The 25,571-nt window shown below is 63.7% G+C and carries 22 protein-coding genes and 1 pseudogene; 7 read left to right on the forward strand and 16 right to left on the reverse strand.

From position 1 onward, the window contains the following. Window positions 1-71 precede the first annotated feature (71 nt). From HB860_RS15200 to HB860_RS15245, 11 genes are all read right to left on the reverse strand, one after another. The gene (locus HB860_RS15200; RefSeq protein WP_025328123.1) at window positions 72-260 is read right to left on the reverse strand and encodes a DUF2065 domain-containing protein; all 189 of its coding nucleotides are present in this window, start codon (window positions 258-260) and stop codon (window positions 72-74) included. An 85-nt stretch (window positions 261-345) separates the two neighbouring features. Beyond that, entirely contained in the window at window positions 346-1,230 is an 885-nt protein-coding gene (gene hflC / locus HB860_RS15205; protein ID WP_043130464.1) for a protease modulator HflC, read from the reverse strand. 3 nt (window positions 1,231-1,233) lie between these two features. Then, entirely contained in the window at window positions 1,234-2,382 is a 1,149-nt protein-coding gene (gene hflK / locus HB860_RS15210; protein ID WP_247627196.1) for an FtsH protease activity modulator HflK, read from the reverse strand. An 82-nt stretch (window positions 2,383-2,464) separates the two neighbouring features. Further along, window positions 2,465-3,751: a ribosome rescue GTPase HflX gene (gene hflX, locus HB860_RS15215; RefSeq protein ID WP_139435032.1), complete on the reverse strand. Its 1,287-nt coding sequence runs from the start codon at window positions 3,749-3,751 to the stop codon at window positions 2,465-2,467. A gap of 63 nt (window positions 3,752-3,814) precedes the next feature. Beyond that, a complete protein-coding gene (gene hfq / locus HB860_RS15220; RefSeq protein ID WP_011704864.1) occupies window positions 3,815-4,078 on the reverse strand; it encodes an RNA chaperone Hfq in 264 nt (87 codons plus the stop codon). A gap of 72 nt (window positions 4,079-4,150) precedes the next feature. Continuing rightward, a complete protein-coding gene (gene miaA, locus HB860_RS15225) occupies window positions 4,151-5,083 on the reverse strand; it encodes a tRNA (adenosine(37)-N6)-dimethylallyltransferase MiaA (protein ID WP_202047099.1) in 933 nt (310 codons plus the stop codon). An 81-nt stretch (window positions 5,084-5,164) separates the two neighbouring features. Then, the gene (gene mutL / locus HB860_RS15230) at window positions 5,165-7,036 is read right to left on the reverse strand and encodes a DNA mismatch repair endonuclease MutL (RefSeq protein WP_247627197.1); all 1,872 of its coding nucleotides are present in this window, start codon (window positions 7,034-7,036) and stop codon (window positions 5,165-5,167) included. A gap of 3 nt (window positions 7,037-7,039) precedes the next feature. Further along, entirely contained in the window at window positions 7,040-7,162 is a 123-nt protein-coding gene (locus HB860_RS22210; protein ID WP_265436001.1) for a hypothetical protein, read from the reverse strand. Window positions 7,163-7,328: 166 nt separating this feature from the next. Continuing rightward, window positions 7,329-8,864: an N-acetylmuramoyl-L-alanine amidase gene (locus HB860_RS15235; protein ID WP_247627198.1), complete on the reverse strand. Its 1,536-nt coding sequence runs from the start codon at window positions 8,862-8,864 to the stop codon at window positions 7,329-7,331. Continuing rightward, a complete protein-coding gene (tsaE, locus tag HB860_RS15240) occupies window positions 8,855-9,328 on the reverse strand; it encodes a tRNA (adenosine(37)-N6)-threonylcarbamoyltransferase complex ATPase subunit type 1 TsaE (RefSeq protein ID WP_041206351.1) in 474 nt (157 codons plus the stop codon). The genes HB860_RS15235 and tsaE overlap by 10 nt, the downstream gene beginning before the upstream one ends. A 17-nt stretch (window positions 9,329-9,345) precedes the next feature. Next, window positions 9,346-10,848, reverse strand: a complete 1,503-nt coding sequence (locus HB860_RS15245; RefSeq protein WP_247627199.1) for an NAD(P)H-hydrate dehydratase — start codon at window positions 10,846-10,848, stop codon at window positions 9,346-9,348. A 132-nt stretch (window positions 10,849-10,980) separates the two neighbouring features. On the opposite strand from HB860_RS15245, the gene queG reads away from it, so the two are divergent. Together queG and ppgK are read left to right on the forward strand one after the other, a co-directional pair. After that, window positions 10,981-12,135 carry a tRNA epoxyqueuosine(34) reductase QueG gene (gene queG, locus HB860_RS15250; RefSeq protein ID WP_247627200.1) on the forward strand — a complete coding sequence of 385 codons (1,155 nt, stop codon included), beginning with the start codon at window positions 10,981-10,983 and terminating at the stop codon, window positions 12,133-12,135. Between the two features lie 83 nt (window positions 12,136-12,218). Then, the gene (gene ppgK, locus HB860_RS15255) at window positions 12,219-12,962 is read left to right on the forward strand and encodes a polyphosphate--glucose phosphotransferase (protein WP_247627201.1); all 744 of its coding nucleotides are present in this window, start codon (window positions 12,219-12,221) and stop codon (window positions 12,960-12,962) included. Between the two features lie 52 nt (window positions 12,963-13,014). Here the strand turns inward: ppgK and HB860_RS15260 are convergent, their stop codons facing one another. Next, the gene (locus tag HB860_RS15260; RefSeq protein WP_247627202.1) at window positions 13,015-13,470 is read right to left on the reverse strand and encodes a hypothetical protein; all 456 of its coding nucleotides are present in this window, start codon (window positions 13,468-13,470) and stop codon (window positions 13,015-13,017) included. Window positions 13,471-13,952: 482 nt separating this feature from the next. On the opposite strand from HB860_RS15260, the gene metN reads away from it, so the two are divergent. From metN to HB860_RS22300, 5 genes and pseudogenes are all read left to right on the forward strand, one after another. After that, entirely contained in the window at window positions 13,953-14,996 is a 1,044-nt protein-coding gene (gene metN / locus HB860_RS15265; RefSeq protein WP_247627203.1) for a methionine ABC transporter ATP-binding protein MetN, read from the forward strand. A gap of 58 nt (window positions 14,997-15,054) precedes the next feature. Next, window positions 15,055-15,708 (forward strand): methionine ABC transporter permease, encoded by a 654-nt coding sequence (locus tag HB860_RS15270; protein ID WP_247627204.1) that lies wholly within the window; start codon window positions 15,055-15,057, stop codon window positions 15,706-15,708. A gap of 26 nt (window positions 15,709-15,734) precedes the next feature. Further along, window positions 15,735-16,535 carry a methionine ABC transporter substrate-binding lipoprotein MetQ gene (gene metQ, locus HB860_RS15275; RefSeq protein WP_005327312.1) on the forward strand — a complete coding sequence of 267 codons (801 nt, stop codon included), beginning with the start codon at window positions 15,735-15,737 and terminating at the stop codon, window positions 16,533-16,535. Between the two features lie 98 nt (window positions 16,536-16,633). After that, the gene (gene rfaH / locus HB860_RS15280; protein WP_139435048.1) at window positions 16,634-17,134 is read left to right on the forward strand and encodes a transcription/translation regulatory transformer protein RfaH; all 501 of its coding nucleotides are present in this window, start codon (window positions 16,634-16,636) and stop codon (window positions 17,132-17,134) included. Window positions 17,135-17,273: 139 nt separating this feature from the next. Then, window positions 17,274-17,366 (forward strand): annotated as a pseudogene (locus HB860_RS22300) (transcription/translation regulatory transformer protein RfaH); the annotation flags it as partial. Window positions 17,367-17,543: 177 nt separating this feature from the next. On the opposite strand, the gene HB860_RS15285 reads toward HB860_RS22300, so the two are convergent. From HB860_RS15285 to HB860_RS15300, 4 genes are all read right to left on the reverse strand, one after another. Further along, a complete protein-coding gene (locus HB860_RS15285) occupies window positions 17,544-19,520 on the reverse strand; it encodes a methyl-accepting chemotaxis protein (protein WP_247627205.1) in 1,977 nt (658 codons plus the stop codon). A gap of 36 nt (window positions 19,521-19,556) precedes the next feature. Further along, window positions 19,557-20,768, reverse strand: coding sequence for an EAL domain-containing response regulator (locus HB860_RS15290; RefSeq protein WP_247627206.1), 1,212 nt, complete (start codon window positions 20,766-20,768; stop codon window positions 19,557-19,559). Further along, complete coding sequence (locus HB860_RS15295; protein ID WP_247627207.1) at window positions 20,761-25,014, reverse strand: transporter substrate-binding domain-containing protein; 4,254 nt, start codon at window positions 25,012-25,014, stop codon at window positions 20,761-20,763. The genes HB860_RS15290 and HB860_RS15295 overlap by 8 nt, the downstream gene beginning before the upstream one ends. Before the next feature lie 143 nt (window positions 25,015-25,157). Continuing rightward, window positions 25,158-25,361, reverse strand: a complete 204-nt coding sequence (locus HB860_RS15300; protein WP_139435055.1) for a hypothetical protein — start codon at window positions 25,359-25,361, stop codon at window positions 25,158-25,160. Window positions 25,362-25,571: the final 210 nt, after the last annotated feature.

The raw sequence follows: 25,571 nt of genomic DNA on the forward strand, positions 1-25,571 counted from the left end.
AAAAAAGAGGCCATAGGCCTCTTTTTTTTGGTCTGCGCCTTGCTCTCGGGCGCCAGCGCTCTCTTGACTGCTCAATGGGCCAGCGCCCAGAGGATGACGGCACCCGCCACCACTAGGCAACCGCCGATGCGCCGCAGCTGCTCCGGCGGCTGATCGCTCATCAGTCTCAGCATCTGTTGCCAGGCCCTCGGCGCCAGCAAGGGGCCCAGCCCCTCGAACAGCAGCAACAGCCCCACTCCCATCAAGATGGCTGTCAGCATGACTCCTCCTGCCCTCTGGGCCCTTGTCTCATCAAGCAAAAGGGCCTGAATCATCAGGCCCTTTGGGTTATGGCGCTATGCCTGCTTACTGCTTGTCACCGTGAGGCGACTTGAGGTAGCGGAAGAACTCGCTGTCAGGCTTGAGGACCATGAGGTCGTTGCCGCCGGCGAAGCTCTTGCGATAGGCCTCCATGCTGCGCACGAAGCTGAAGAACTCGGGGTCCTTCTTGTAGCTGTCGGCGTAGATCTTGGCGGCTTCGGCATCCCCTTCACCACGCAGCTGACGCGCATTACTCTCGGCGTCTGCGATCATGACGGTGACCTTGCGGTCGATGTCGGCACGCAGGATCTCGGCCTGCTCGCGGCCCTGGGAGCGGTGCTCACGGGCGACTGCAGTCCGCTCGGCACGCATCCGCTGATAGATGGAGCTGGAGACTTCCACCGGCAGGTTGATCTGCTTGATGCGCACATCCACCACCTTGATGCCGAGCTCGGAGGAGCGCGCCATCTTCATCAGGGCGTCTTCCATCACGGTACTGCGCTCGCCGGAGACGATGTCCTTGATGGTGCGGTTACCGATCTCGGAACGCAGACCGTTGTTGATCTTGCGCTTGAGCAGGTCTTCGGCCTGGATCTTGTTGCCACCACCGGTCGCCAGGTAGTACTTGGAGAAGTCCTCGATCTTCCACTTCACGTAGGAGTCGATGATGAGGTCTTTCTTCTCGGAGGTGACGAAGCGATCCGCCTGACCTTCCAGGGTCTGGATGCGGGCATCCATCTTGCGTACCTGATCGATGAGCGGCACCTTGAAGTGCAGGCCCGGCTCATAGAGCCGCGGCTCGCCGGAGTCAACCCGCTTCACCTTGCCAAACTGCACCACGATTCCCTTCTGCCCTTCATCGACGATGAAGACGGAAGAGAAGCAGACCATGGCGGCCACAGCGATGACACCAATAGCTAGCTTTTTCATCTATCAGTTTCTCCCTGTGCTGAAACGATCACCGCCACGCAGCGGGGTCGGAGTGGAGTTGGCCCCTTCGTTGGACGGCTGGGCCGGCTCCACCGCAGGTGTGCCCGCCGGACGCGCCGGTTGCACGGCATTCGCCTTGCCGGACAGCTTGTCGAGCGGCAGGTAGATCATGCTGTTGTTGCCAGCAGGCATGTCGACCAGCACCTTGTTGGCTTGCTGATAGAGCTCTTCCATGGTTTCCAGGTAGATACGCTCACGAGTCAACTCGGGGGCGGACTGGTACTGGGGCAGCAGCTCGTTGAAGCGCGCGACTTCACCCTTGGCCTTCAGCACGATCTGGGACTTGTAGCCTTCGGCTTCCTGTTCCAGACGCTTGACCTGACCACGGGCCTTGGGCTCGACTTCACGGGCATAGGCTTCTGCTTCACGGATGAAGCGCTGCTCATCTTCCTGGGCGGAGATGGCGTCATCGAAGGCGTCCTTCACCTCTTCCGGCGGACGCGCCGGCAGGAAGTTGACGTCGACGATCTGCAGACCCATCTGGTAGGGCTCAATGATGCCATCGATCACCTGCCAGGTCTCCTGACGAACTTTTTCCCGACCCGTGGTCAGGACATCATCCATCTTGGTGTGACCCACCACGTAGCGCAGGGCGCTGTCGGTGGCCTGGCTCAGACTCTCGTCGGCATTGGTGACGCTGAACAGATACTGCTCGGGATCGACCACGCGATACTGCACGTCCATCTCGACCCGGACCACGTTCTCGTCCTGGGTCAGCATGAAGCCGGAGGCAGGCAGGGAGCGCACCGATTCCACATCCACCGGGATCACCCGATCGATGAAGGTCGGCTTCCAGCGCAGGCCCGGATCCACGTTATGGGAGTACTCCCCAAAACGCAGCACCACGCCCCGCTCGGCTTCGCGAATGGTGTAGAAGCCGCTGACGACCCACACCACCACGGCCACCACCAGGGCGATGGAGAGGCCAAACTTGCCCACATCACCACCCGATTTGCCACCACCTAACAGGCCACCGAAACGACGGCTCACCTTGCGCAGCATTTCATCCAGATCAGGGGGTCCCTGATTCTTGCCGTTGTTCCCCCAAGGGTCACGGTCTTTGCCGTTGTTACCAGGCTCATTCCAAGCCATCAGCGTCTCCATTAATACATGCGGATGGATATCATCTCTATCGGGCCATCAACCGTTGACGAAGCCTGTCTTCATCGCCGGATCAATGCCTGATAAAGCGTTGTAAACTCTCACCTTCTTGTTTCATGAGGCGGTTCCAGTCGGCAAGCTGCAAGCGTACCTCCAGGACAAAATCCCCCTCCTCGCTGAAACCTTCCTGCTCGATGCCTTTCAGCCGATAGAGCGCACTGCGCAATCTCGCGGCCGAGGGCGGTAACTGCAGGGTGTGATGGACCATGGATCCGGCCAGCAGTTCGGTCAGGGCCTGGAACAGGTATTCACTGCCTTCACCCGTCTGGGCCGACAGCCAGACTCGCTGCGGGCGCCCTTCGTCATCCCGCTCCAGACCGGCCGGACGATCGGTCAGCTTGTCGATCTTGTTGCAGATCATCAGCTGGGGGCGGTCGTCCGCCTCGATCTCGGCCAGGACTGTCTGCACCGAATCGACATTCTCCTGCATCTGCTCATCGGCACAGTCCACGACGTGCAGCAGCAGGTCCGCTTCGCGGGTCTCCTGCAGCGTCGCCTTGAAGGCCGCGACCAGATCATGGGGCAAGTGCCGAATAAATCCAACTGTATCCGCCAGGATCACATCACCCACATCCTGGATCACCAATTTACGCAGGGTGGGATCCAGGGTTGCGAACAATTGGTCGGCAGCATACACGCTGGCATCTGTAAGTTGGTTGAACAAAGTGGACTTTCCGGCGTTGGTGTAGCCCACCAGCGACACGGTCGGCACCTCGTTGCGGTTGCGGGCGCGACGACCCTGTTCCCGCTGCTTCGCCACCTTGTCGAGCCGGCGCAGAATCGCCTTGATGCGCTCTCGCAGCAGGCGTCGGTCGGTTTCAAGCTGGGTTTCACCCGGGCCGCGCAGACCGATCCCGCCCTTCTGACGTTCGAGGTGGGTCCAGCCTCGCACCAGGCGAGTAGAAAGATGGCGCAATTGGGCCAGTTCGACCTGCAACTTGCCTTCGTGGGTACGGGCGCGCTGGGCGAAGATATCGAGGATGAGGCCTGTCCTGTCCACCACACGGCACTGGAACAGACGCTCCAGGTTGCGTTCCTGGGCAGGGGTCAGGGCATGGTTGAAGATGACCACGTCCGCGCCCAGCATCTGGACCTGGGACGCGATCTCTTCCGCCTTGCCGCTGCCGACAAAATACTTGGCACTGGGCGCGCTGCGACTGGTGGTGATCACCCCCAGCGCATTGACCCCGGCCGAGCTCACCAGCATCTTGAGCTCGTCCAGATCCTCCCGCTCACCCTCATCGCTGAAGTTGACATGTACCAGAACGGCCTGTTCACCAGCTTCGTAACGGTCAAACAAGCGCTTGCTCCTTGACAGGTATCATGATGATTCTGAGTTGGCGAGTAGGCTCGCCGCGGGATATCACGCCTCGGCTTCACCCTGCTCTTCACCGGCGGCGCCCGGGGCGTGCTGGTGATGGTTGACGGCACGGGCCGGCACCACGGTGGAAATGGCGTGCTTGTAGACCATCTGGCTCACGGTGTTCTTCAGCAAAATGACAAACTGGTCAAACGATTCGATCTGACCCTGCAGTTTGATGCCGTTCACCAAATAGATAGAAACAGGAATCCGCTCACGGCGCAGCGCATTCAAAAACGGGTCTTGGAGAGATTGCCCCTTAGCCATCTTTCTTTTCCTTATAGTTTGTTGTTTTTAAACACCGGATATCAATATAACAACCTGATTATACAGGGAGTGTCAAGCCGCACCAGCTCGGGCGACCACCCTGGCCACATTGCCAGACTCACCAGATTCCAACCAGGTCAGGTCGGGCCAGCCACGCAACCAGGTCATCTGACGCTTGGCCAGCTGACGGGTGGCCACGATGCCACGATAACGCATCTCATCATATCCCACTTCCCCTGCCAGGTAGTCCCACATTTGGCGGTAGCCAACGCAACGGATAGCTGGCAGATCCGGGTGAAGATCACCCCGCTCATAGAGCGCCCTGACCTCCTGTTCGAACTCCCCTTGCAGCATCTTGTCAAAACGCAGCTCGATGCGCTGATGCAGCACGGCGCGATCGCTCGGCGCGATGGCAAACTGGTGCACCCGGTAGGGCAAGCCTTCCCCCTGCACCTGGGTCAGTTCGGTCAGCGTCTTGCCGCTGATGCGATAGACCTCGAGCGCCCGGCTGAGCCGCTGCGGGTCGTTGGGGTGGATGCGGGCGCCGGCCACAGGATCGATGCGCACCAGCTCGTCGTGCAGGGCTTGCCAGCCGAGGCGGGCGGCCTCTGCCTCAATCTCGGCGCGAATGGCCGGATCGGCGGAGGGCAACGGAGAGAGCCCCTCCAACAGCGCCTTGAAGTAGAGCATGGTGCCCCCCACCAGCAGCGGAATGCGGCCGCGGTCGGCGATCTCTTTCATCTCCCGCAGGGCATCGCGGCAGAAATCCGCCGCCGAATAGCTCATGGCCGGATCCAGGATGTCGATCAGGCGATGCGGCGCCTGGGCCAGCTCGGCGGCAGTGGGCTTGGCGGTGCCTATGTCCATGCCGCGATAGATGAGCGCGGAGTCCACGCTGATGATGTCGCAGGGCAGGGCCTGGCACAGAGCGATGGCGAGATCCGTCTTGCCGGAGGCCGTCGGCCCCATCAGAAAAATTGCAGTCGGCAAGTCAGCCACTTTCATGTTCCTCTGGCACGGTCGCCTCGTCGGGAGGCGTACCATGCAATTGACTATCAATGGATTGAAGCGGTCAGCCCCGGCGACTCAATCGCCTTGTGCAAACCCCTCCAGCACGGCCGCCAACGACAGAGGGCGCACCATGCGAATGTCTGCCAGTTGGTCACTGAAATCGGTCACAAGTTCCGTCAGCAGCCGGCTGGCCGTTGAAAAATCATATATTTTCTCGGCGCTTATCCCCTGCTCCACCAGCCACTGGCATAGTACTTCAGCCTGCTGGCCGGCATCACTGTCAGATCCGCTCTCGACCAATTGCAGCAATTCGGGTAAGAGACGCACCAGATCGGTCTGGCGCAGCAAGGCGGGCACCCTGGTCAGGATCATGGTGTCGCGCCCCCCGCTTTTCAACTCCAGCCCCATGCGTTTGAGCAAACGTTCCTGCTCCTGCGCCAGCGCAATCAGGTTCTTTGGCAGCTTGAAGGAGACCGGCAGCAGCAGGGGCTGCGCCGCCAGCCCCTGCCCCCAGGTCTCCAGCAGCCAGTGGCGCAGCAGCACCCGCTCGGCCCGCACCAGGGAGAGCAGCGCCAGTTGTCCCTCCCGCTCGATCAGCAGATAGGCCTGCTCCACCAGGGTCAGGGCGCGAGTCCCCTGGGGCGACGGACCGGCCGGGGTGACGGGGGCGGTCTGGGGCGCCTCTCCCGCTACCGGCAGGGTGGTGAGCAGGGCGCCCATGCCGCGCATCGCCTCCCGGCTGGGGGGCTCGGGGGCCTGATAGTTGCCCGCGCGCCCTGCACCTTCGCGCACGGCGCCGCCATCCCGCGTCTGGACAGGGGCTCTATAGCTGTGCTCGGCACCGTACCACTCGGGGCGCGGCGCCTGGCCTGGATACTCTATCTGCGGGCTGGTCGGCAGCTCGACCAGGGTCTCGGCGAGCGGCTCGTCCTGCTCGCCGGCTCCCGCCCCTTCCCGGCGCAGGGCGGTAAAGAGCGCCTGGAAGATGAAGTCGTGAATGAGCCGCGCCTGATGGAAACGCACCTCGTGCTTGGCGGGATGGACGTTCACATCCACCTGACGGGGATCCAGCTCTATGTAGAGCACATAGGCGGCGAAGCTGCCGGCGGGCAGCAGCTCGTCATAGGCCTGGCGAATGGCGTGGTTGATGAGCTTGTCGCGCATCATGCGGCCATTCACATAGGTGTATTGCAGATCGTTTTGCGGTCTGGCTCCCGCGGGCAGTGCCAGCCAGCCCCACAGGCGCACGTCGCTGTGCTCGCTCTCCACCGCCAGCGCGTGGTGCATGAAGGGGGTGCCGCAGACGGCGGCGAGGCGGCGCTCCTGCTCAGGCACCGTATTGGCGGCCTTGTACTGGCGCACCACCTTGCCGTTGTGGCGCAGGATCAGGGTGATGTCGAAGCGGGAGAGCGCGATGCGGCGCACCAGCTCGTCGATGTGGGCAAACTCTGTCTTCTCGCTGCGCATGAACTTGCGCCGCGCCGGGGTGTTGAAGAAGAGGTCCACCACCTCTACCGTGGTGCCCACCGGGTGGGCGGCCGGCTTGACGGTGACGCTCATCTCGCGCCCTTCGGCCTGCGCCTGCCAGGCTTCGGACTGCTCAGCGGTGCGGGAGGTGAAGGTGAGACGGGAGACGGAGCTGATGGAGGCGAGCGCCTCGCCGCGAAAGCCGAGGCTGTTGATCCCTTCCAGGTCATCCAGGGTTGCCACCTTGGAGGTGGCGTGCCGTGACAGCGCCAGCACCAGCTCGTCCCTGGCGACGCCGCTGCCGTTGTCACGGATGCGGATCAGCTTGGCGCCCCCCTTGTCGATGTCGATCTCGACCCGGTCGGCCCCCGCATCCAGGCTGTTTTCCACCAGCTCCTTCACCACAGAAGAGGGCCGCTCCACCACCTCGCCGGCAGCAATCTGGTTGGCCAGAATGGGAGGCAATATACGGATCGGCATCACTTACTCCTGAATTTCAATCTTGCGGATGATGAGCCCCTTAACCACCCAGAAGGGCAGCGCCACCACCTCTTCGCCAACCGGAATCTGGTTGGCCAGAACGGGAGGCAATATACGGATCGGCATGGCTTACTCCTGATGATTTCGCTTGCGGGTCAAGACACGTTCAACACGGGGACGGGCCGCGCCACCGCACCTTCGCCAGCAACCATCCGGTTGGCCAGCGTGGCGAAGGCCTGGTTCGAGCGCCAATCCGGGCGCCCCTCGGCCCTGCCTCGCCAGCTCCCGCGCGTCAGTTTTGGGGGATATAGAGCACCTGCCCTATCTGGATATCCCGTGACTTGAGCTTGTTGATCTCCACCAGCCGTGCCTGGCTCACGCCGTGCTTCTCGGCGAGGCGGGAGAGGCTCTGGCCGCGGGTGACCACGTGGCGGATCATCCTGGACTTGTCGTTGCTCTGCACGCTTGCGACCGGCACGCTCGGCTCCTTGGCCGCCACCTTGTAGGGTTTTATCACCCCGGCACCTGAGGCGCTGCCGACGCTGCTGACCGGGGCGCCGCCATCGCTGCTGCGGCTCGGCACTGTCGCCGGCATGCGGTTGGCCACCTGCTGCCTGGGCGCGGGGGCAACCGCCGCCTTTTTCGCCGCTGGCTGACTGGCGCTGGCCACTTGCTGCCCCTTGCCCGTCATCATGGGCCCCTTGGTCGGGTGGCTGCGATAGTAGCTGCGGATCCCCTCGAAGATGGCGCGGGCAAGTTGATCCTGGTAGCTGGCGGTGGCCAGCAGCTTCTCTTCGGCATGGTTCGAGATGAAGCCGGTTTCCACCAATACAGAGGGAATGTCCGGCGCCTTCAGCACCGCCAGACTGGCGTGCTCCGGCGCCTTCTTGTGCAGCCGGGCCACCCGTCCCATGGAGCGCAGTATCTGGCGACTCACCTCATAACCCTCGGCCCTGGACTTGTCCATGGAGAGATCGAGGAAGGTCTGCGCCAGATAGGGATTGGGGTCGGATTCGGCCAATACCTTGCCTACCCCGCCCAGCAGTTCCCCCTGCTTCTCCTGCTTCTCCAGCCAGCTGCCCATCTCGCGGTTGGCGCGATTGGTCGACAGTACCCAGACCGAGGCGCCGCGCGGGGTGGAGTTGTGGAAGCTGTCCGCATGCACGGACACCAGCAGATCCGCCTTGGCCTTGCGGGCGATTTCCGAGCGCTTGTTGAGGTCGACGAAGTAGTCACCACGACGGGTCATCACGGCGCGCATGCCCGGCTCGCGGTCGATGAGCGCCGCCAGCTTCTGGGACACCGACAGGGTCACCCGCTTCTCGTAGGTGCGGCGCGGGCCTATGGAGCCGGGATCTTCCCCCCCATGGCCCGGATCGATGGCGATGACGATGGCCTTGCCCTGGCCGCCGACGGGCGCGGGCTGCGCCGTGGCGCCGCCTTTCTCTTCATAGGGCAGATCGATCACCAGACGATGGCCGTAGGGGCCGGCCGGTGCCAGCGGGAACACCACCGGCTTGATGGAAGAGCTGAGATCCAGCACCAGACGCATGCTGCCCTTTTCAAGGGGCGTGCTCTCGCGGATCTTGCGCACCAGTTCGCTCTTGTTCTCGATGCGAGCCAGGTTGGCGGCGTTGCTCGCCCCCTTGAGATCGATCACCAGGCGGCTCGGGCCGCTCAGGGTGAAGTAGTTGAAATTGGGGGCACTGCTCATGTCGAGCACCACCCGGGTGTTATCCGGCGATGGCCAGACCCGCACACTCTTGAGCTGGTTCGCCCAGGAGGGTAAGGCCATCAGGGAGAGGGCAATAACAAGGATCAAGCGCACTGAGATGACAACCGTTCCAGAATGGCTTCGCCAATAGCAGTGCGGGCCGCAATCAGGGCCTCGCGCTGCTCGTTCACATACGTCAGGGTAATCTCGAGATCGGGGGACGGCAGCCAGCCCTCCCCTTTCTCCGGCCACTCCACCAGACAGAGGGTGTCGGCGCCGAAATAGTCCCGAATGCCCATGAATTCCAGCTCTTCCGGATCCGCCAGTCGATAGAGATCGAAGTGATAGACCTGCCAGTCGGCCAGTTCATAGGGCTCCACCAGGGTATAGGTCGGACTCTTGACCTTACCTTGATGGCCAAGCCCTTGCACCCAGCCGCGGGTCAGGGTGGTCTTGCCGGCCCCGAGGGCGCCGTGCAGAAATACGGTAGTGGCCTGCTGGCACGCCTGCGCCAGACGGCCACCCAGTGCCACAGTTGCTGCCTCGTCCGGCAGTGTCATCATCAAGGTTTTTGCCATGTTCTTCTTGTTACTTGTTACGGTGTCGGATTGACCAGACGGCGGATCCAGGGCAGTAGATCCGATGCCAACATGCCCCGCTCACCCTCGGCGGCGGCCAGGTCGGCGGCCTCTGCGTGGATCACGGCCCCCAGTCGCGCGGCCATGCCGGCAGACCAGCCCTGGGCCAGGAGGGCGGCGATTATACCAGATAACAGATCCCCCATGCCGCCACTGGCCATGCCGGGATTGCCTTCGTCGCAGAGGCTGATGCACTGGCCATCGCAGATAAGCGAGCCCGCCCCCTTGAGCAGCACGACGCCGCCGTATCGCTGCTGCAGCCTCGATACGGCGGCGAAACGATCCGCCTCGACCTCGGCGACGGAGCACCCCAGCAGGCGGGCCGCCTCCCCGGGGTGGGGCGTGAGCACCCAATTATCCTGATGACGGGGTGCCTGCGCCAGCCAATTCAATCCATCGGCGTCCAATACCAGGGGCCCGCTGGCACTGAGGTGGTGTTCGAACTGGGCCCTTCCCCACTCATCCTGACCGAGCCCGGGCCCCAGCACGCGCACCGTGGCCCACCCCTCGTCCGTCCCGGCCGGGCATCCCATCAGCTCAGGCTGCACCAGGCTGGCGGGGGGAGAGTCCGGGTGCTGGCACAGTCGCACCAGACCCGCCCCCGCCCGCAGGCAGGCCAGCCCCGCCAGCAGTATGGCCCCCTGCATCCCCAGGTTGCCCCCCACCAGCAGCACCCTGCCGTGCTTGCCCTTGTGAGCAGAGCGGGGACGAGGGGTGAGCAGACTCTTTAGGCGGGGATAATCCAGGCGCTCGGCGGCGGGCACCAGGCCGGCCTCGGGCACCACCCCGAGGGGATCCAAGTCGAGCTGGCCTACGCCGTCCACCCCGTCGGCGGTGAGCATGCCCTGCTTGATGCCGATGAAGCTGAGGGTACGGGTGGCGTGCACCAGGGCCCCCATGGCACGGCCGGTGTCGGCATTGAGCCCGGAGGGGAGGTCCACCGCCAGAACGGGGGCATTCAAGCCATTGATTGTTGCGACGATCTTTGTCATTGGCGAGGAGAGGGGGAGCTGGACACCGGTGCCGAGCAGTGCATCTATCACCAGATCCGGCGAAGGGAGCGACGCCCCCTCGAGCGCATCGGCCATCATCACCTCTCCCCCTGCCGCCAGCCACTCGTCGGCGGCCCGCCTGGCATCCCCTCGGAGCAGGCCTGGCGCCCGGGCGGCGATCACCAGAGGCTCGAGACCGAGTCGACGGGCGAGGCGGGCCAGCACATAGCCATCCCCCCCGTTGTTGCCCGGGCCGACGAAGATCCACCAGTGGTGACTCTGGGGCCAGTGATGGCGGGCATAGCTGCACAGGGCGGCACCGGCCCGCTCCATCAGGGCGTAGAGGGCCTGCCCCTCACGCTCGGCCCAGCGCTGCTCCATCTTGCGGATCTGTTCGGCCCGCCACAGGGGCTGTGCTAGACTGATGCCTTGTTTTTTGCCGATAGCGTCCTCGATACCCTCTACCATGACGGCTCCCCACCTTCATCATCCACTGGCCCGGCGCCTGGCCCGGCATATGGCGTGCCATGACGGCGCACGGCCCTCGTCACGCTCGGTGCCATGGGCGCCATGCCGCTGCCAGCAGGCAGGTGAGGCACAATGACGGCCGCCGAACTCGCACAACTGGCCCACGATATCAAGCTCTGGGCACGGGAGCTAGGATTTGACCAGGCCGGCATCACGGACACGGATCTCGCCCTCGAGGAGCCCAGGTTGCAGGCCTGGCTGGATGCGGGTCATCACGGCACCATGGATTACATGGCGCGCCATGGCATGATGCGGGCCCGGCCCCACGAGCTGCTGCCGGGCACCCTGCGGGTGCTGTCGGTGCGGATGAACTATCTCCCCTTCGAGGCGGGCTTTGCCGCCACTCTGCGCGATCCGACCCTGGGCTACATCAGCCGCTATGCCCTGGGGCGCGACTACCACAAGGTGCTGCGCAACCGGCTCAAGCAGCTGGGGGAGCGCATCGAGCAGCGCTGCCAGGCGCTGTTGCCATCCACGCAGGAAACCCCGGGGGAGTGGCGCCCCTTCGTCGATTCGGCCCCCATACTGGAGCGCCCCCTGGCGGCCAAGGCGGGGCTGGGCTGGGTGGGCAAGCACTCGCTGCTGCTCAACGAGTCGGCCGGCTCCTTCTTCTTTCTCGGGGAGCTGCTGGTCAGCCTGCCGCTGCCCGTCGATGCCCCGGTGGAAAAAGAGCAGTGCGGCAAGTGCGTAGCCTGCATCAACATCTGTCCGACCGGCGCCATCATAGCCCCTTACGTGGTGGACGGACGGCGCTGTATCTCCTACCTCACCATAGAGAATGACGGCCCCATCCCGGAAGAGTTCAGGCCGCTGATGGGCAACCGCATCTACGGCTGTGACGACTGCCAGCTTATCTGCCCCTGGAACCGCTATGCGGATGCGAGCCCAGAGCCCGACTTCAGCCCGCGCCCCAATCTGCACCGCCCCCCCCTGCTCGACCTGTGGCAGTGGTCGGAGGCGGCATTTTTGAAGCACACCGAAGGCAGCCCCATTCGCCGCATCGGCTATCAGCGCTGGCGCCGCAACCTGGCGGTGGCGCTGGGCAACGGCCCGGCCAGCAGCGATGCCATGGCGGCCCTGCAGCAGGCGCTTCCCGGCGCCGAGCCCATGGTGGCCGAACACATCGAGTGGGCGCTGGCGACCCTGGCCGCGCGCCAGGAGAAGGAGAACAAGAAGACCCGTTTGCTGATCCGCTGCATCGAAAAAGGCCTGCCGGATCACGCATAAGCGATCTGGCCCTTGCCGGATGACAGCACTTTTTTCATGCTCTGCCGACCATTGACCATAGGCACAATAAAAGGAAGATTCGGATGCAGATGTTGGGAGTAGATATTGGCGGCTCCGGGATCAAGGGCTGCCTGGTGGACACCGAGACTGGCGAACTGATTAGCGAGCGCCACCGCATCGCCACGCCGCAACCGGCCACCCCGGCCGCCGTGGCGCACACCCTCAAGGCGCTGGTCGAGCATTTCCAGTGGAAGGGCCCCGTGGGGTGCGGCTTCCCCGCCACCATCCACAACGGCATCGCCAAGAATGCCTCCAACATCGACAAGAGCTGGATCGAGACAGACGCCGCCCACCTGTTCGCCGACGTGACCGGCCTGCCCTGCCACGTGCTCAACGACGCCGACGCGGCCGGGCTGGCCGAGATGCGCTTCGGCACGGGCCGGGATCGCAAGGGGGTCATCATCCTCATCACTGTGGGCACCGGCATCGGCACCGCCGTGTTCGTCAACGGCCAGCTGCTGCCGAACACCGAGCTGGGCCACCTCATCCTGGAAGGCATGGTGGCGGAGCACTACTGCTCGGATGCGGTGCGCAAACGCGAGGATCTCTCCTGGAACCGCTGGGGCAAACGCTTCAACAAGTATCTGGCCCGCCTCGAGTTCCTCTTCTCTCCCGATCTCTTCATCCTGGGAGGCGGCAGCGCCGCCAAGCTCGACAAGTTCATCGATCGGATCGAGACCCGGGCCCCCCTGGTGGCGGCGGCCAACCTCAACCAGGCCGGCATCATAGGGGCCGCCCTCTACGGTGCGGCCCGGCAAGAGGGCTGACTCTCCCCGACAACGCCGCAAGAGGCCCGAGCCGGGCCTCTGCCATGGCGCGCTAGAGATCGTCGAGCCGATGGGCTCCGTGCACCAGCCGGGTCAGCCGGGATTGCGCCATGGACGCCAGGGAGCTCAGCAGCGCGGCCGTGTCCGGCGTGGGGCACTCCCGGGCCAGGCGCCCCAGCTCGCCAACGAGTTTCTCCTCCTGCCGCGACACCAGGGCCACTATCTCCTCGGGCTGGGCACCGGCGGGCAGTGCCAGACGCTGGCAATCGGCCAGCAGATCCACACCGAATCCCTGATCCAGCCAGGTCTCCTTGACCCCGCGCCCCATCTGCTCCCGATAGTCGTGCAGGTGGGCCGCCGCCGCATCCTCCCGCCCTTGCAGATAGGCCAGCAACATCCGGCTGCGCTCCCCATCCACCTGGGGGATCAGGCGCCCGTAACTGCGCCCCTGCTGCTGATGCAGTTGTTCGAGGTAAAGCATCAGGTCCTTGATCTGTTGAAATCGCATCTCTGCCTCCTCCTGCCGTCCACCTCCTGCCAGTATAAAAAAACGCCGCGCTCTCCCCGGATAAAAGCGGTCATTTTTTGTTCTACATCAAAGGGATGGGAAAGAAAAAGCAGAAAACGAGGAGAAAAGGACAAAGAGATTCCTCCCTGTCATGCTGGCAACTGGCCGCCAGCGCCCAGGGAGAGGTCGTGACAAAACGGGGGGATCATCGAGTTAAGGAGGATTATCCAGGTTATATTCGGCCTACTAATTTCAAATCAGAATCTAATATTGAGGCTGTCGGTTTACCCCTCTTTCCTTAGTCAGCGAGCGGGAATCCTTATCCATTTTTTAGACGTCTAGACGTAGAAACATGCGTTGACACAGCCATCCGGACATCTTAGCATCATCCTCCATGATGGCAGAGCAACCCAGTGAAACCTCTGCCCAATTCACCCGCCTGTAGCGCCCTGTGCTTTAAGGCTGTTAGCACGGAAGAATCCATGATTAAGTTGATCGGTCTCAACAAAGTCTACGGTAAAGGCAGTGACGCCGTGCACGCCCTGCGTGACGTGAGCCTGCATGTGCCACAAGGCAAGATCTTCGGCGTGATCGGCGCCTCAGGTGCCGGCAAGAGCACCCTGATCCGCTGCGTCAATCTGCTGGAGCGCCCCACAGAGGGCCAGGTCATCGTCGACGGCCAGGATCTCGTGGCCCTGAGCGAACGGGATCTGACCCAGGCTCGCCGCCAGATCGGCATGATCTTCCAGCACTTCAACCTGCTGGCCTCCCGCACCGTGTTCGCCAACATCGCCTTCCCGCTGGAGCTGGCGGGCTGGAGCAAGGCGCAGATCCAGAGCCGGGTCTCAGAGCTGCTGGCCCTGGTCGGGCTGGAAGCCCGTGCCCACGCCTATCCGTCCGAGCTCTCCGGCGGTCAGAAGCAGCGCGTCGCCATCGCCCGCGCCCTGGCTCCGGCCCCCAAGGTACTGCTGTGCGACGAGGCCACCTCGGCCCTCGACCCCCAGACCACCCGATCCATCCTGAGCCTGCTCAAGGAGATCAACGTCAAGCTGGGGCTCACCATACTGCTCATCACCCACGAGATGGACGTGGTGAAGGGGATCTGTGACGAAGTGGCCATCATCAGCGACGGTCGCCTGATCGAGCAGGGAGAAGTGGCCTGGTTCTTCAGCAATGCCAAGACCCAGCTGGCCCGTGACTTCATCCACTCCACCATCCACCTGGAAGTGCCCCAGGAGTACCAGGACAGGATGAGCAGCGAGCGGGTGGCCAACAGCTATCCCCTGGTGAAGCTCGGCTTCACCGGTGCCACCGTCGATTCGCCGCTTATCTCAGAGGTGAGCCGCCGTTTCAATATCGACATCAGCATACTGAGCGCAGACATCGAATACGCCGGTGGCGTCAAGTTCGGCTTCCTGCTGGCGGAGCTGTTCGGGGACGAGGCCCAGTGCGAGGCCACCCAGCAGTTCTTCATCGACAACCACATTCAGCTGGAGGTAATGGGCTATGTCCGAAGCAATGACTAATCTGCTGCGCCCAATCCTCGGCGACTCAGCCATCTTATCCAGCTGGAGGTAATGACTCATGTCCGAAGCCATGATTAATCTGCTGTTCACGGCCCTCGGCGACACCCTGATCATGGTGTTTGCCTCCGCCCTGTTCGGCTGCCTGCTCGGCCTGCCGCTCGGCGTGGCACTGCACGTGACCAAGGCGGGCCAGATCCTGGCCAACCCGCTGTTGAACAAGATCCTCGGCATCGTCGTCAACGTCGGCCGCTCCGTGCCCTTCATCATACTGCTGGTGGCCATCATTCCGCTGACCCGGCTGATCGTCGGCACCAGCATAGGCACCATAGCCGCCATAGTGCCGCTGACCGTGGGCTGCATCCCCTTCATCGCCCGTCTGGTGGAAGGTGCCCTGATGGAAGTGCCGGACGGCCTGCTCGAAGCCGCCAAGGCCATGGGTGCCAAACCCTTGCAAATCATTGCCAAGGTGCTGCTGCCCGAGGCCCTGCCCGGGATCCTCAACAGCATCATCATCACCCTCGTCACGCTCGTTAACTACTCCGCCATGGCCGGTGCCATCGGGGGGGGCGGCCTGGGCGATGTGGGTATTCGCTACGGCTACCAGCGCTTCGACCCTACCGTCATGCTGGTCACCGTGGTCATTCTGGTGGTACTGGTTCAACTCATCCAGAGCGCGGGTGAGCGCCTGGTCAAACAATGTGATCATCGTTAATCGTCGATTTCTGACAGGAGGTTTTTATGAAATTGGGCATTAAATCCGCTGCGGCTGCGCTGCTGGCAACTCTGGTACTGGTCGGCTGCGGTCAGAAGGAAGAGAGCAAGACCCTGAAAGTCGGCGCCATCGCCGGCCCCGAGACCGAACTGGTCGAGACCGCGGCCAAGGTGGCCAAGGAGAAATACGGCCTGACCGTCGAGATCGTCACCTTCTCCGACTACGTCACCCCGAACGTGGCCCTGAACGACGGCAGCGTCGACGTCAACGCCTTCCAGCACAAGCCCTACCTGGATGCCCAGATCCGTGATCGCGGCTTCAAGCTGGTGCCGGTTGGCAACACCTTCGTCTACCCGATCGCCGGTTACTCCAAGAAGATCAAGGCCCTGTCCGAGCTGAAAGACGGTGCCCAGATCGCGGTGCCGAACGATCCGACCAACCTGGGTCGCTCCCTGATCCTGCTGGAGAAGCAGGGCCTGCTGAAGCTGAAGGAAGGTGCCGGTCTGGAAGCGACCGTGCTGGACATCGCCAGCAACCCGCGCAACTTCAAGATCGTCGAGCTGGAAGCCGCTCAGCTGCCCCGCTCCCTGGAAGATGTTGATCTCTCCATCATCAACAACACCTTCGCCGGTCAGATCGGCCTGACCCCGACCGAAAACGGCCTCTTCGTCGAAGACAAGGAGTCCCCCTACGTCAACCTGATCGTTGCCCGCGAAAACAACAAGGACGACGAGAAGGTCAAGGAGTTCGTCCAGGCCTTCCAGACCGACGAGGTCTACAAGAAGGGGACCGAGCTGTTCAAGGGCGGTCTGGTGAAAGGTTGGTAACCACTCACTCTGTAAAAAAGGCCACGTCAAGCGTGGCCTTTTTTTTTGCCCCCGTTATCATAGCCAGAAGCACGGCAACACGAAAAAACAGAACAACAATGAAGAAATGGTATCTGGCCTATTGCAAACCCAAGGAAGAGGCCCGCGCCCGCGCCCATCTGGCGGCTCAAGGCGTCGAATCCTATTACCCCATGGTGGAAGTGGAGAAGCTGCGGCGTGGCAAACGGGTCCCGCAGCGTGAACCCATGTTCCCCAACTACCTGTTCATCTACGTGGATCTGGAAGTGGTGACCCCGGTCACCCTGAAGTCCACCCGCGGCATCAGCCGCATCATTCACTTCGGCAAGGAGTGGAGCCCCGTCAGCAGCCAGCTGATCTACCGGCTGATGAGCCGGGACGACAGCGACGAGGCGCGCGCCAGCTATGCCCGCCTGCCGACGCAAGGGGACAAGGTATTGATCGAATCCGGCCCCCTGGCCGGGTTCGAGGCCATCTATCTGGAGCCGGATGGGGAGAAGCGGGCCATCCTGCTGGTCAGTCTGCTCAACCAGGAGACCAGCAGCAGCTTCGACAACCAGGCCTTCCGACGTCTGGACTGACCTGGATTCCTGCGTCCGGACCGAGCCGGCAGCGAGAAGCGCCCCCATACCCCTGCTGGTCAGCCCGCTCAACCAGGAGACCAGCAGCGTCGACCACCAGGCCTTTCGGCGGCTGGACTGACCCTCACCAGACGTTGCTGGCGAGAAGCGCCCCATCCCCCTGCTGGTCAGCCTGCTCAACCAGGAGACCAGCAGCAGCGTCGACCACCGGGCCTTCCGGCGTCTGGACTGACCTGGATTCCTGCGTCCGGACCGAGCCGGCAGCGAGAAGCGCCCTATGCCTGCTGGCCTGCCTGCTCAACCAGGAGACCGGCAGCAGCATCGACCACAGGGCCTCTCGATATCATGCGTGAAAACAAGCGGGGCAGGCCCATAGGCCTGCCCCGCTTGGCTGTCACCCCTGCCCTGCTCAGGCATCCAGCTCGAAGCGGCTGATGGCCGCGGTCAGCTGGCCCGTCTCCCGGGTCAGCCGGGCGGCGATCAACTCCCCCTGCTGGCTGTGTTCGCTGGACTGGTGGCTGAGTCCGGCGATCTCCTCCACCGTGCCCGCCACCTCCTGGGCCACCCTGGACTGCTGCTCGGTCGCGGTGGCGATGGCGGCGAGCTGGCCGCAGAGATCCTGCACCAGCGCCGACATGGCCGCCAGGGTCTCGGTGGCCGAGGCCACGGCCCCCCTGCCCTGCTCCACCAGCAGGGTGCCGCTGCCCACGGTATCGGCGGTCTGGCGGGTCTGCTGCTGTATGCTGGCGATGGTCTGGTTGATCTCCGCCGTCGACTGGCTGGTGCGGCTGGCCAGCTGGCGCACCTCGTCCGCCACCACGGCGAATCCCCGCCCCTGCTCCCCGGCGCGCGCCGCCTCTATGGCGGCATTGAGCGCCAGCAGGTTGGTCTGCTCGGCTATGGTGGCGATCACCTCGGTGACGCGGCCCACCTGCTCGCTCTGGCTGCTGAGCAGCGTCATCGCCTGATTGGCCTGGGTGATCATGGCGGCAATCTGCGCCATGGTGCTCCCCATGCGGGCGAGGGCCTGCTCCCCCTGCCTGGCCTGCTGCTCGGTCTGCCGCGCGGCGCCAGCCGCATCGGCGATGTTGCCCGCCACGTCCCGGGTGCTGGCGGACATCTGCTCTATGGCGGCCGCGACCGTATCCAGCCGCTGATTCTGACTCGCCAGATCGTCCACTATGGCATTGGTGGTCTGGCCCACCTCGCGGCCGGCCCCCTCCACCTGCGCCACCGCCCCCTGGATCTCCCCCACCAGCTGGCGCAGCTGGCTCGACATCCGGTTGATGGAGCCTGTCAGCCCGCCCAGCTCGTCCTGGCGCAGCACCGGCAGGGGCGCACTCGGCAGGCGGCCATCGGCGACCTGCCCGGCACGGTTCACCAGGCTGGCGATGTCGCGGGTCAGGCGGCGGCTGAACAGCAGGGCTACCAGGGTGCCGAGCAGGATGACGCTGGTGGTCGCCAGCAGCAGGGTGCGGTGAATGGCCTGACTGGCACCGGCCAGCTTGCCCGCTATCTTGTCCACTTCTCCCCGGGTCTGGGTCACCTGATTCGCCAGCTGATCGGCGAGCCGGGTCAACGCAGGTTCTATGTCGGTGGCCATCAGGTGATTGGCCTGATCCCAGTCCGGCGCCTGCCGCCTGGCGATCACCTGCCCCACCAGCTCGGCAAAGGGCGCAGACATCTCCTCGAAGAGCGTCCACAACCCCTTCTGCGCCTCGGTGAAGTTGGCCTGCTGCTGTTTCAGCTCGGCCACCCGCTGCAGATGGAACTGGTAGTAGTCCTGGTACTTGTCGCGATACTCCTTGTCCCCCGAGATGAGGAAGTCCCGCAGGGCGGAGAGGGCATTGGCCAGCCCGTTGTAGGCATCCCCCACCTGCTTGAGCAGCAGACGGCGATCGCCGGGCAGTGCCTCCTGGGGGGTCGCCACCTCTTCGTTGGCGATGGATTGCAGCTGATCGAGGGCCGCCTCAGCCAGGGGGCCTGCCTCCAGCAGCATCAGGGTGTGGGCCGGCAGGTTGTCTTCGGTATGGGCCAGGGCCCACACCTTCTCCTGCGCCCCCTTGAAGCTCTTGAGGGACCGGGTCAGGTCAGGCGTGAATCCCTGCTGCTCTATGGCTCGCCAGGCCTGCTCCCACTCCTGCTTGATGCGCGCACCTTGCGCCGGATCCTTGCCGAGGATGAGGTAGGCCCGCAGGGAGGAGACGGTGGCGATCAGGGCCTTCTGGCTCGCCTCGTCCCGTTGCAGGGCGGGTAGGGCCTGGGCCAGCAAGGCCTCCTGGGAGGCTTCAATCCGGCCGAGCTGATGGTAGACAAGGGCGGAGGAGAGAATGATGAGCAGGTTGATAAAACAGAAGCTCAACAACAGCTTGCTTGATATTTTCATGACCATCCTTGTGTCGCAGGGGCATCCTGCCCTTGATTAGCGCCCGATCAATGCGGGCAATCGTTCGCGCCAGGTGTCATGCCAGACGAGCAACTCCTCGCGTGGCATGGGGCGTGCGGAGAAGAATCCCTGGCACTGATCGCACCCCAGCCTGGCCAGCAGCAGCCAGGTGGCCTCGTCCTCGACCCCCTCTGCCACCGATTTTAACCCCAACTTGCGCGCCAGTTCGATACTGGATTCGATGATGGCGAGGCGGGAGGGATCTTCATAGCAGCGATCGACGAAGGATCTGTCCAGCTTCAGCTCGGTGAACGGCAGCAGGGCGAGCTGCTGCATGGAGGAGTAGCCGGTGCCGAAGTCGTCGATGGAGAGGCCGAAGCCGTGCATCCGCAAGCGGGTCAGCACCTCCAGGGACTTGCCGAGATCCTTGACGAAGGCGCTCTCTGTCACTTCCAGGGTGATGAGCTCGGGGTTGATGCTCCAGCGCTGGCAGTGATTGAGCAGGGTATTGCACAGATCCCCCTCGATCAGCGACGTAGTGGAGAGGTTCATCGACAGGTTCAGGGAGAGCCCCGTCTTCTCCCACAGGTGGCCGTCGCGCAGTGACTTGCCGATGATCACCTCGGTCAGCGGATCCATGAGCCCGTTGTGCTCCGCCAGCGGGATGAAGCGGGCCGGCGAGATGAGCCCATATTCGGGGTGCTGCCAGCGGGCAAGCGCCTCCATGCCGACCCACTGACCGTTTTCAAAGCTCACCTTGGGTTGATACCAGGGCAGCAGCTGGTCCTGCTCCAGGGCCCGGCACAGCTCATCCAGACTCAGGCTGTGGCCGTCCTCCTCCTGGCTGCGCACCTGCTGGGGCTGCCAGGCGCCGATCAACTGGGCGATCTGCTGATGGCTGGCGGGTTTGTCGATGCGCCCCAGCACCTGCAGGCCGTAGGCACGACTCATGCGCAGCACGGCGTCCACCACATCATCCTCCAGTGCGCTGCACAGCACTATGCCGCCGCGAAAGCCGCCGAGGGAGAGGCGACGCAGCAGGGCCATGCCATCCATGCCCGGCATCCGCAGATCGCAGAACAGGATGTCGACCTGGTGGTGCTGGCACTGGATCAGCGCCTCCTCCCCGTCCTGGGCTTCCAGCAGGTTGCCGTAGCCAAGCCCGCGGATCTGGTGCATCAGGGCCTTGCGCTGGAAGTTGTGATCCTCCACCACCATGATCGCCAACTCATGCCGTGCACTATTCATCGAGCCATAACTCCATTTCACCTCTGATAGAGTCCATCAATGCCTGTACCGTCTGGACCAGCTCGTCGAGCCTGTCCAGCTGCTTCAACCTGGCCGCCGCCTCCAGCTGGGCGGCCTCGGTCGCCAATGCCTGCTGCCCCACCATGCGGGCGGCCCCCTTGATGCGATGCGCCGTCTCCACCAGCGCCTGGTTATCCTGCCGGGCCAGAGCCTGCATCATGTCTTCGCCATCCTGGCGGTTGGCCTCCAGATATTCGCTGGCCATGCTGCGCGCCACCCCCTCGTCACCAAACAGGGTCAACCAGCATATTCCCGGAGCCTGAACCTCTGCTTGCCGGGGTGCCACTGCCTCCTGTTGCGGGCTGGCCGCCGGTAGCCAGCGAGCCAGGGTCTGGCGCAGGGTTTCCAGGCTGTAGGGCTTGAACAGCATGTCGTTCATGCCGGCCTCCAGCATCTGCTGGCTGGCCTCCTCAGAGGTGTCGGCGGTGATGCCTATGATGGGCGCCTCGTCACCGGCCGCCCGCAGGGTGCGCGCCAGGGTATAGCCATCCATCACCGGCATGTGGCAGTCGGTGAGCAGCAGGGCGAACTCCTGCCCTTGCCAGGCGCGCAGCGCCTTCTCCCCATCATCCACCACCTCGGGCTCTATGCCGAGGATGGCGAGCTGGCGGGTCAGCAGCGCGCGGTTGACGGGATGATCGTCCGCCACCAGCACCCTGCCCCTGAGTCGCTCTCCCTCCATCTGCATCGGCTGGCTCGGCCGCTCGCTCGACAGCTGGCGGCAGGTCTCCAGCAGCAGATCCGGGTAGATGGGGGACTGGCCGATCCGCCACCAGGCGTCACTGCCCATGCGGCCACGCAATGCCTCATGGGGGGAGAGTACTATGCCCTTGAGGGAAGATTGCTGCAAATGCTGCAACCAGCCACTGCCAAGGGCCTGCTCCAGGCGGCTCTCCTGCGCCAGCAGGCAGCCCTCAAGGGGATGACGCCACTGCTCGGCGCTCATGGGGTGGAGCGTGGCGCCGAGCCGTTCCATCACGGCTTGCAGCACCTCGTCCTCCCCGAACCACCACCAGTGCTGACCCGCCAGCGGCGGGGCATCCCAGCGGCACTCGGCCAGGGGGATGGCGAAGGTCACTGTGGTGCCGACCCCCGCCTCGCTCTCCAGCACCAGGCTTCCCCCCATCTTCAGGGTCAGCTGATGGCAGATGGCGAGCCCGAGCCCGGTGCCGCCAAAACGCCGGGTGATGTCTGACTCCACCTGCTTGAACGGGGTAAACAGATTGACCTGCTTATCCCGGGCTATGCCAATCCCCGTATCCCGCACCGTCAAGGTCAGCTGATGGGCCTGATAACCCACCTGGATGGCAATCTCCCCCGCCTCGGTGAACTTCACCGCGTTGTTCAGCAGATTGGAGATCACCTGACCCACGCGCACCGCGTCCAGGCTGGCCTGATCCGGCACCTCCTGTCCCCACGCCAGCGTCACGTTGAGCCCCTTGCCATAGGCCAGGGTGGCATGACCCCGGATGACGTCGCAGATGACAGAGGTCAACCGGCAGGGATGGGGATTGAGTTGCAACTGCCCCGCCTCCATCTTGGAGAAGTCCAGGATGTCGTTCACCAGATAGAGCAGGTGATTGGTGGAGGTCGAGATGTTGCGCAGCATATAGCGCTGATCGTCATCGAGGGAGCTCATCTGCAGCAGCTCCAGCATGCCGTGCATGCCGGAGATGGGGGTGCGCAACTCGTGGCTCATGGTGGCGAGGAACCGGCTGCGCACCTGGGTCGCCTCCTCCGCCACCCGCCTGGCCTCGCGCAGCTCCAGCTCCTGGTGCTTGAGCTTGGTGATGTCCTGCACAACCCCATTCAGGATGACCCCCTCCAGCCCCTCCTGTCGCACGAAGTGGCCCCGGATCTGCAGGTAGCCCGTTTGTCCCTGACGCCTGATCTCCACCTCGAGATCCAGCGGCTGCATGGTCAGGGCATGGCGCTCCACCGTGGTCACGAAGTCATGCAGGGCCTGCCCCGTCAGCCCCAGCAGGGTGTCGTCGGCCGCCTCGGACCCCATCATCTCCTTGAGCCCCTGAGAGGTGTAGAGGAAGCTGCCGTTGCCCGGCCCCAGCCAGTGATACTGATAGACCAGCCCCGGCATGCTGTCGGTGATCTGGGTCAGCCGGGTCTGCGCCTCCTGCGCCGCGGAACGCGCCTGCCTCAGTTCGGTGACATCCGTCAGTACGGTCAGGATCCCGAGCCGCTTGCCGTCGGGACCGACGAACAGCCGCTTGGTGTAGATCATCTGATGCTCGACACCGTCGGCGCGCCGGATCTCGCCGCGGCCGTGCAGCTCCTCGCCGCTCTCCCAGACCCTGGCATCCTCCTCGATCACCCTGGCCCGGATGGCCTCCGGCAGCCTGTCCTTGAGCAAGCGCTCGTACGAGCCGCTCAGGTTCTCGCCCCCCAGGAACATCTGCCGGTATGCCAGGTTGGTCATCGCGATTTCATAGTGCTCATTGGTCAGCACCACCTGGTTGGGCAGGGCATCCAGCATCATCTGGACGAACACCAGCTGCTCTTCGAGCCGGCGCTCCGCCTCCCGCCGCTGACTGATCTGGCGGCGCAGGGTCCGGTTCCAGCCCACGAACAGCAGCAGGAAGAGCAGAAAGATCCCCCCGCCCAGGGAGGACCAGAGCAGCACCTTGCGCGGATCCAGCCCCGTCTGTATGGTCAGGGAGAGCCACTTCTTCTCCAGGGCGACCAGCTCCTCCGGGGGGATGGAGAGCAGCACCTTGGTCAGGATCTGCTGCAGCATGGGATCCTGCAGGTGGGCCGCCATGGCGACGGGAACCCGCAACTCGCTGCCGGAGAAGACCACCTGATAGCGATCGCTGAAGCCCCGCTGCAACGACTGCTCCAGCGTGGTCATACTCATCAGCACATAGTCCACCTTCTGCTGATCCAGCAGCGGTAGCAGCTCGGGATCGCTTGCGACCGTCACGGCCTCGGCTCCCACCTCGCTCAGCAGGGATTTCTCCACCGAGCCCCCCACCATGCCCACCCTGTATCCCTTCAGCTCCCTAGGGCTGGTCAGCTCCGCCATGCCCTGCCTGCCCACTATCACCCTGTTGAGAGAGACGTAATTGGGCGTAAAGCGGGCAAACTGCTGGCGCTCCATGGTCGGGGTCATGGCCGGGATGAGGTCCAGCTGGCGAGCCTGAAACAGCTCCAGGGTCTGGGCCCAGCTTCGGGTCTGCACCAGGGTGAACTGCAGGCCGGCGCGCTGGTTCAACATCGCCAGCAGATCGGCAACCAGCCCCTTGAGCCGGCCCTTGTCGTCTATCTCGCTCATCCCGGGCCAGTTTGGGGCGATCCCGTACTTGAGCACAGGGTGCTGCTGCAGCCACGCCTGCTCCGGCGCGCTGAAGACGACCTCCTTGCTGCCCTTCACCAGCTCATAGTCAACTATGCCCCCCGCCTCCAGGATGCGGCGGCGCTCGCCGGGCGAGATGTCATCCAGCGCCCGCTCGAGCAGCCCCTGCAGGGGCTCGTTGCCCGGTGCCACCGCCATGGCGAGGGAGGTATCCCTCATCCAGTCCACCGTGGTCAGCGTCATGCCCGCCATGGCCTGCAGGCGGCTCAACATGGGCAGCTCGGCCAGATAGGCGTCCGCCTTCCCCTCCTTGAGCATGAAGATCGCCTCATCCCGGCTGTCCACCGTCACCAGGTTCGAGATGCCAAGGCGCAGCAGCTCATCGCAGGCGCTGACACCGAAGACGCAGACCCAGCGCACCCCGTAGGCCTCCTCCAGGGAGAGGCTCTCCCGCCCCCCGGTCAGCAGCACGGCGCGGGGCAACGCCATCAGCTCCGAGGTAAACAGCATCCGCAGCTTGCGGATCGGGCTGGGGGCCACGCCGATCACCATGTCAATCTTGCCGTCCAGCAACGCCTGCTGGACCGCCGTATTGTTGGCATAGGTGCGATAACGTAACTCGAGGCCCAGGCTGCCCGCAATCTGCGAGGCAAAGGCATCCAGAGGGCCGGTGAAGTTACCCCGGCCATCGGTATAGGTATAGGGGGGCCAGGCCGTCGCCGGCATGCCGACCACCAGCTCATGGTGGGTGAAGAGCCATTGCTGCCCGGATGGCGCGAAGGCGCTCCTGTCCAGCAGCGTCTCGACCGCCATCGCCCCCTGGCTACAGCAGGCCAGCCAGCACAACAGGATGAGGCGATAGCAGCGGCAAAGCATAGGTGACTCCCGTATGGATAGGAGGGGGATCATAATGTGTCTGGCTCAATGTGCGACAACAAAATTGAGAGAATGCTCATCAGGAAAGAAAAATGGCAGGCCCAGGCCTGCCATCCAGGAGTCGGGGGCCAAGGCCCCTCGCCTCAGGTTATTCGATTCCCGAGTCGGAAACCGGTTTGAAACTCCCGCTCACGGACATGAGCGACCTGCACATTGTGCCCTTCCAGCCCGATGTCCTTGAGCAGGGCGGGAGAGAGATGCAGATAGCTGACGCGGCGCTCCAGCCGGGTGATCCGTTTTTGAACCAGGGTTTCGACGCGGCGCAGCAGGGCGAGTTCGATAGACATAATATTCTCCAGTTGAACGTGCGGTTCTCCCGGAGAGAGGCATCACCCTGCGGGACAACCGCGGGTGATGAAAAAGCAGGTGTTACCTGTTCCCTCCACGCGGTAAATAAAGAGCACGAGTCTTCGCGCTGCCATTGCAGCGATCGAACGCAACGTTGAACATGGAATGTTGCATGATCGTCTCCTTACCGTGTGAAAGTTGAACAAGTT

The sequence above is a fragment of the Aeromonas genomosp. paramedia genome (assembly GCF_023093515.1).
Classification (GTDB): domain Bacteria; phylum Pseudomonadota; class Gammaproteobacteria; order Enterobacterales; family Aeromonadaceae; genus Aeromonas.

Excerpts from the sequence above, each read along its gene's own strand:
- HB860_RS15270 (WP_247627204.1), top strand. The coding sequence starts at position 15,055 with ATGTCCGAAGCCATGATTAATCTGCTGTTCACGGCCCTCGGCGACACC.
- metQ (WP_005327312.1), top strand. The coding sequence starts at position 15,735 with ATGAAATTGGGCATTAAATCCGCTGCGGCTGCGCTGCTGGCAACTCTG.
- metN (WP_247627203.1), top strand. The coding sequence starts at position 13,953 with ATGATTAAGTTGATCGGTCTCAACAAAGTCTACGGTAAAGGCAGTGAC.
- rfaH (WP_139435048.1), top strand. The coding sequence starts at position 16,634 with ATGAAGAAATGGTATCTGGCCTATTGCAAACCCAAGGAAGAGGCCCGC.
- HB860_RS15290 (WP_247627206.1), bottom strand. The coding sequence starts at position 20,768 with ATGAATAGTGCACGGCATGAGTTGGCGATCATGGTGGTGGAGGATCAC.
- ppgK (WP_247627201.1), top strand. The coding sequence starts at position 12,219 with ATGCAGATGTTGGGAGTAGATATTGGCGGCTCCGGGATCAAGGGCTGC.
- HB860_RS15300 (WP_139435055.1), bottom strand. The coding sequence starts at position 25,361 with ATGTCTATCGAACTCGCCCTGCTGCGCCGCGTCGAAACCCTGGTTCAA.
- HB860_RS15200 (WP_025328123.1), bottom strand. The coding sequence starts at position 260 with ATGCTGACAGCCATCTTGATGGGAGTGGGGCTGTTGCTGCTGTTCGAG.
- tsaE (WP_041206351.1), bottom strand. The coding sequence starts at position 9,328 with ATGGCAAAAACCTTGATGATGACACTGCCGGACGAGGCAGCAACTGTG.
- HB860_RS15260 (WP_247627202.1), bottom strand. The coding sequence starts at position 13,470 with ATGCGATTTCAACAGATCAAGGACCTGATGCTTTACCTCGAACAACTG.
- mutL (WP_247627197.1), bottom strand. The coding sequence starts at position 7,036 with ATGCCGATCCGTATATTGCCTCCCATTCTGGCCAACCAGATTGCTGCC.
- HB860_RS15245 (WP_247627199.1), bottom strand. The coding sequence starts at position 10,848 with ATGGTAGAGGGTATCGAGGACGCTATCGGCAAAAAACAAGGCATCAGT.
- hflK (WP_247627196.1), bottom strand. The coding sequence starts at position 2,382 with ATGGCTTGGAATGAGCCTGGTAACAACGGCAAAGACCGTGACCCTTGG.
- miaA (WP_202047099.1), bottom strand. The coding sequence starts at position 5,083 with ATGAAAGTGGCTGACTTGCCGACTGCAATTTTTCTGATGGGGCCGACG.
- HB860_RS15295 (WP_247627207.1), bottom strand. The coding sequence starts at position 25,014 with ATGCTTTGCCGCTGCTATCGCCTCATCCTGTTGTGCTGGCTGGCCTGC.
- queG (WP_247627200.1), top strand. The coding sequence starts at position 10,981 with ATGACGGCCGCCGAACTCGCACAACTGGCCCACGATATCAAGCTCTGG.
- HB860_RS22210 (WP_265436001.1), bottom strand. The coding sequence starts at position 7,162 with ATGCCGATCCGTATATTGCCTCCCGTTCTGGCCAACCAGATTCCGGTT.
- hflC (WP_043130464.1), bottom strand. The coding sequence starts at position 1,230 with ATGAAAAAGCTAGCTATTGGTGTCATCGCTGTGGCCGCCATGGTCTGC.
- HB860_RS15285 (WP_247627205.1), bottom strand. The coding sequence starts at position 19,520 with ATGAAAATATCAAGCAAGCTGTTGTTGAGCTTCTGTTTTATCAACCTG.
- hfq (WP_011704864.1), bottom strand. The coding sequence starts at position 4,078 with ATGGCTAAGGGGCAATCTCTCCAAGACCCGTTTTTGAATGCGCTGCGC.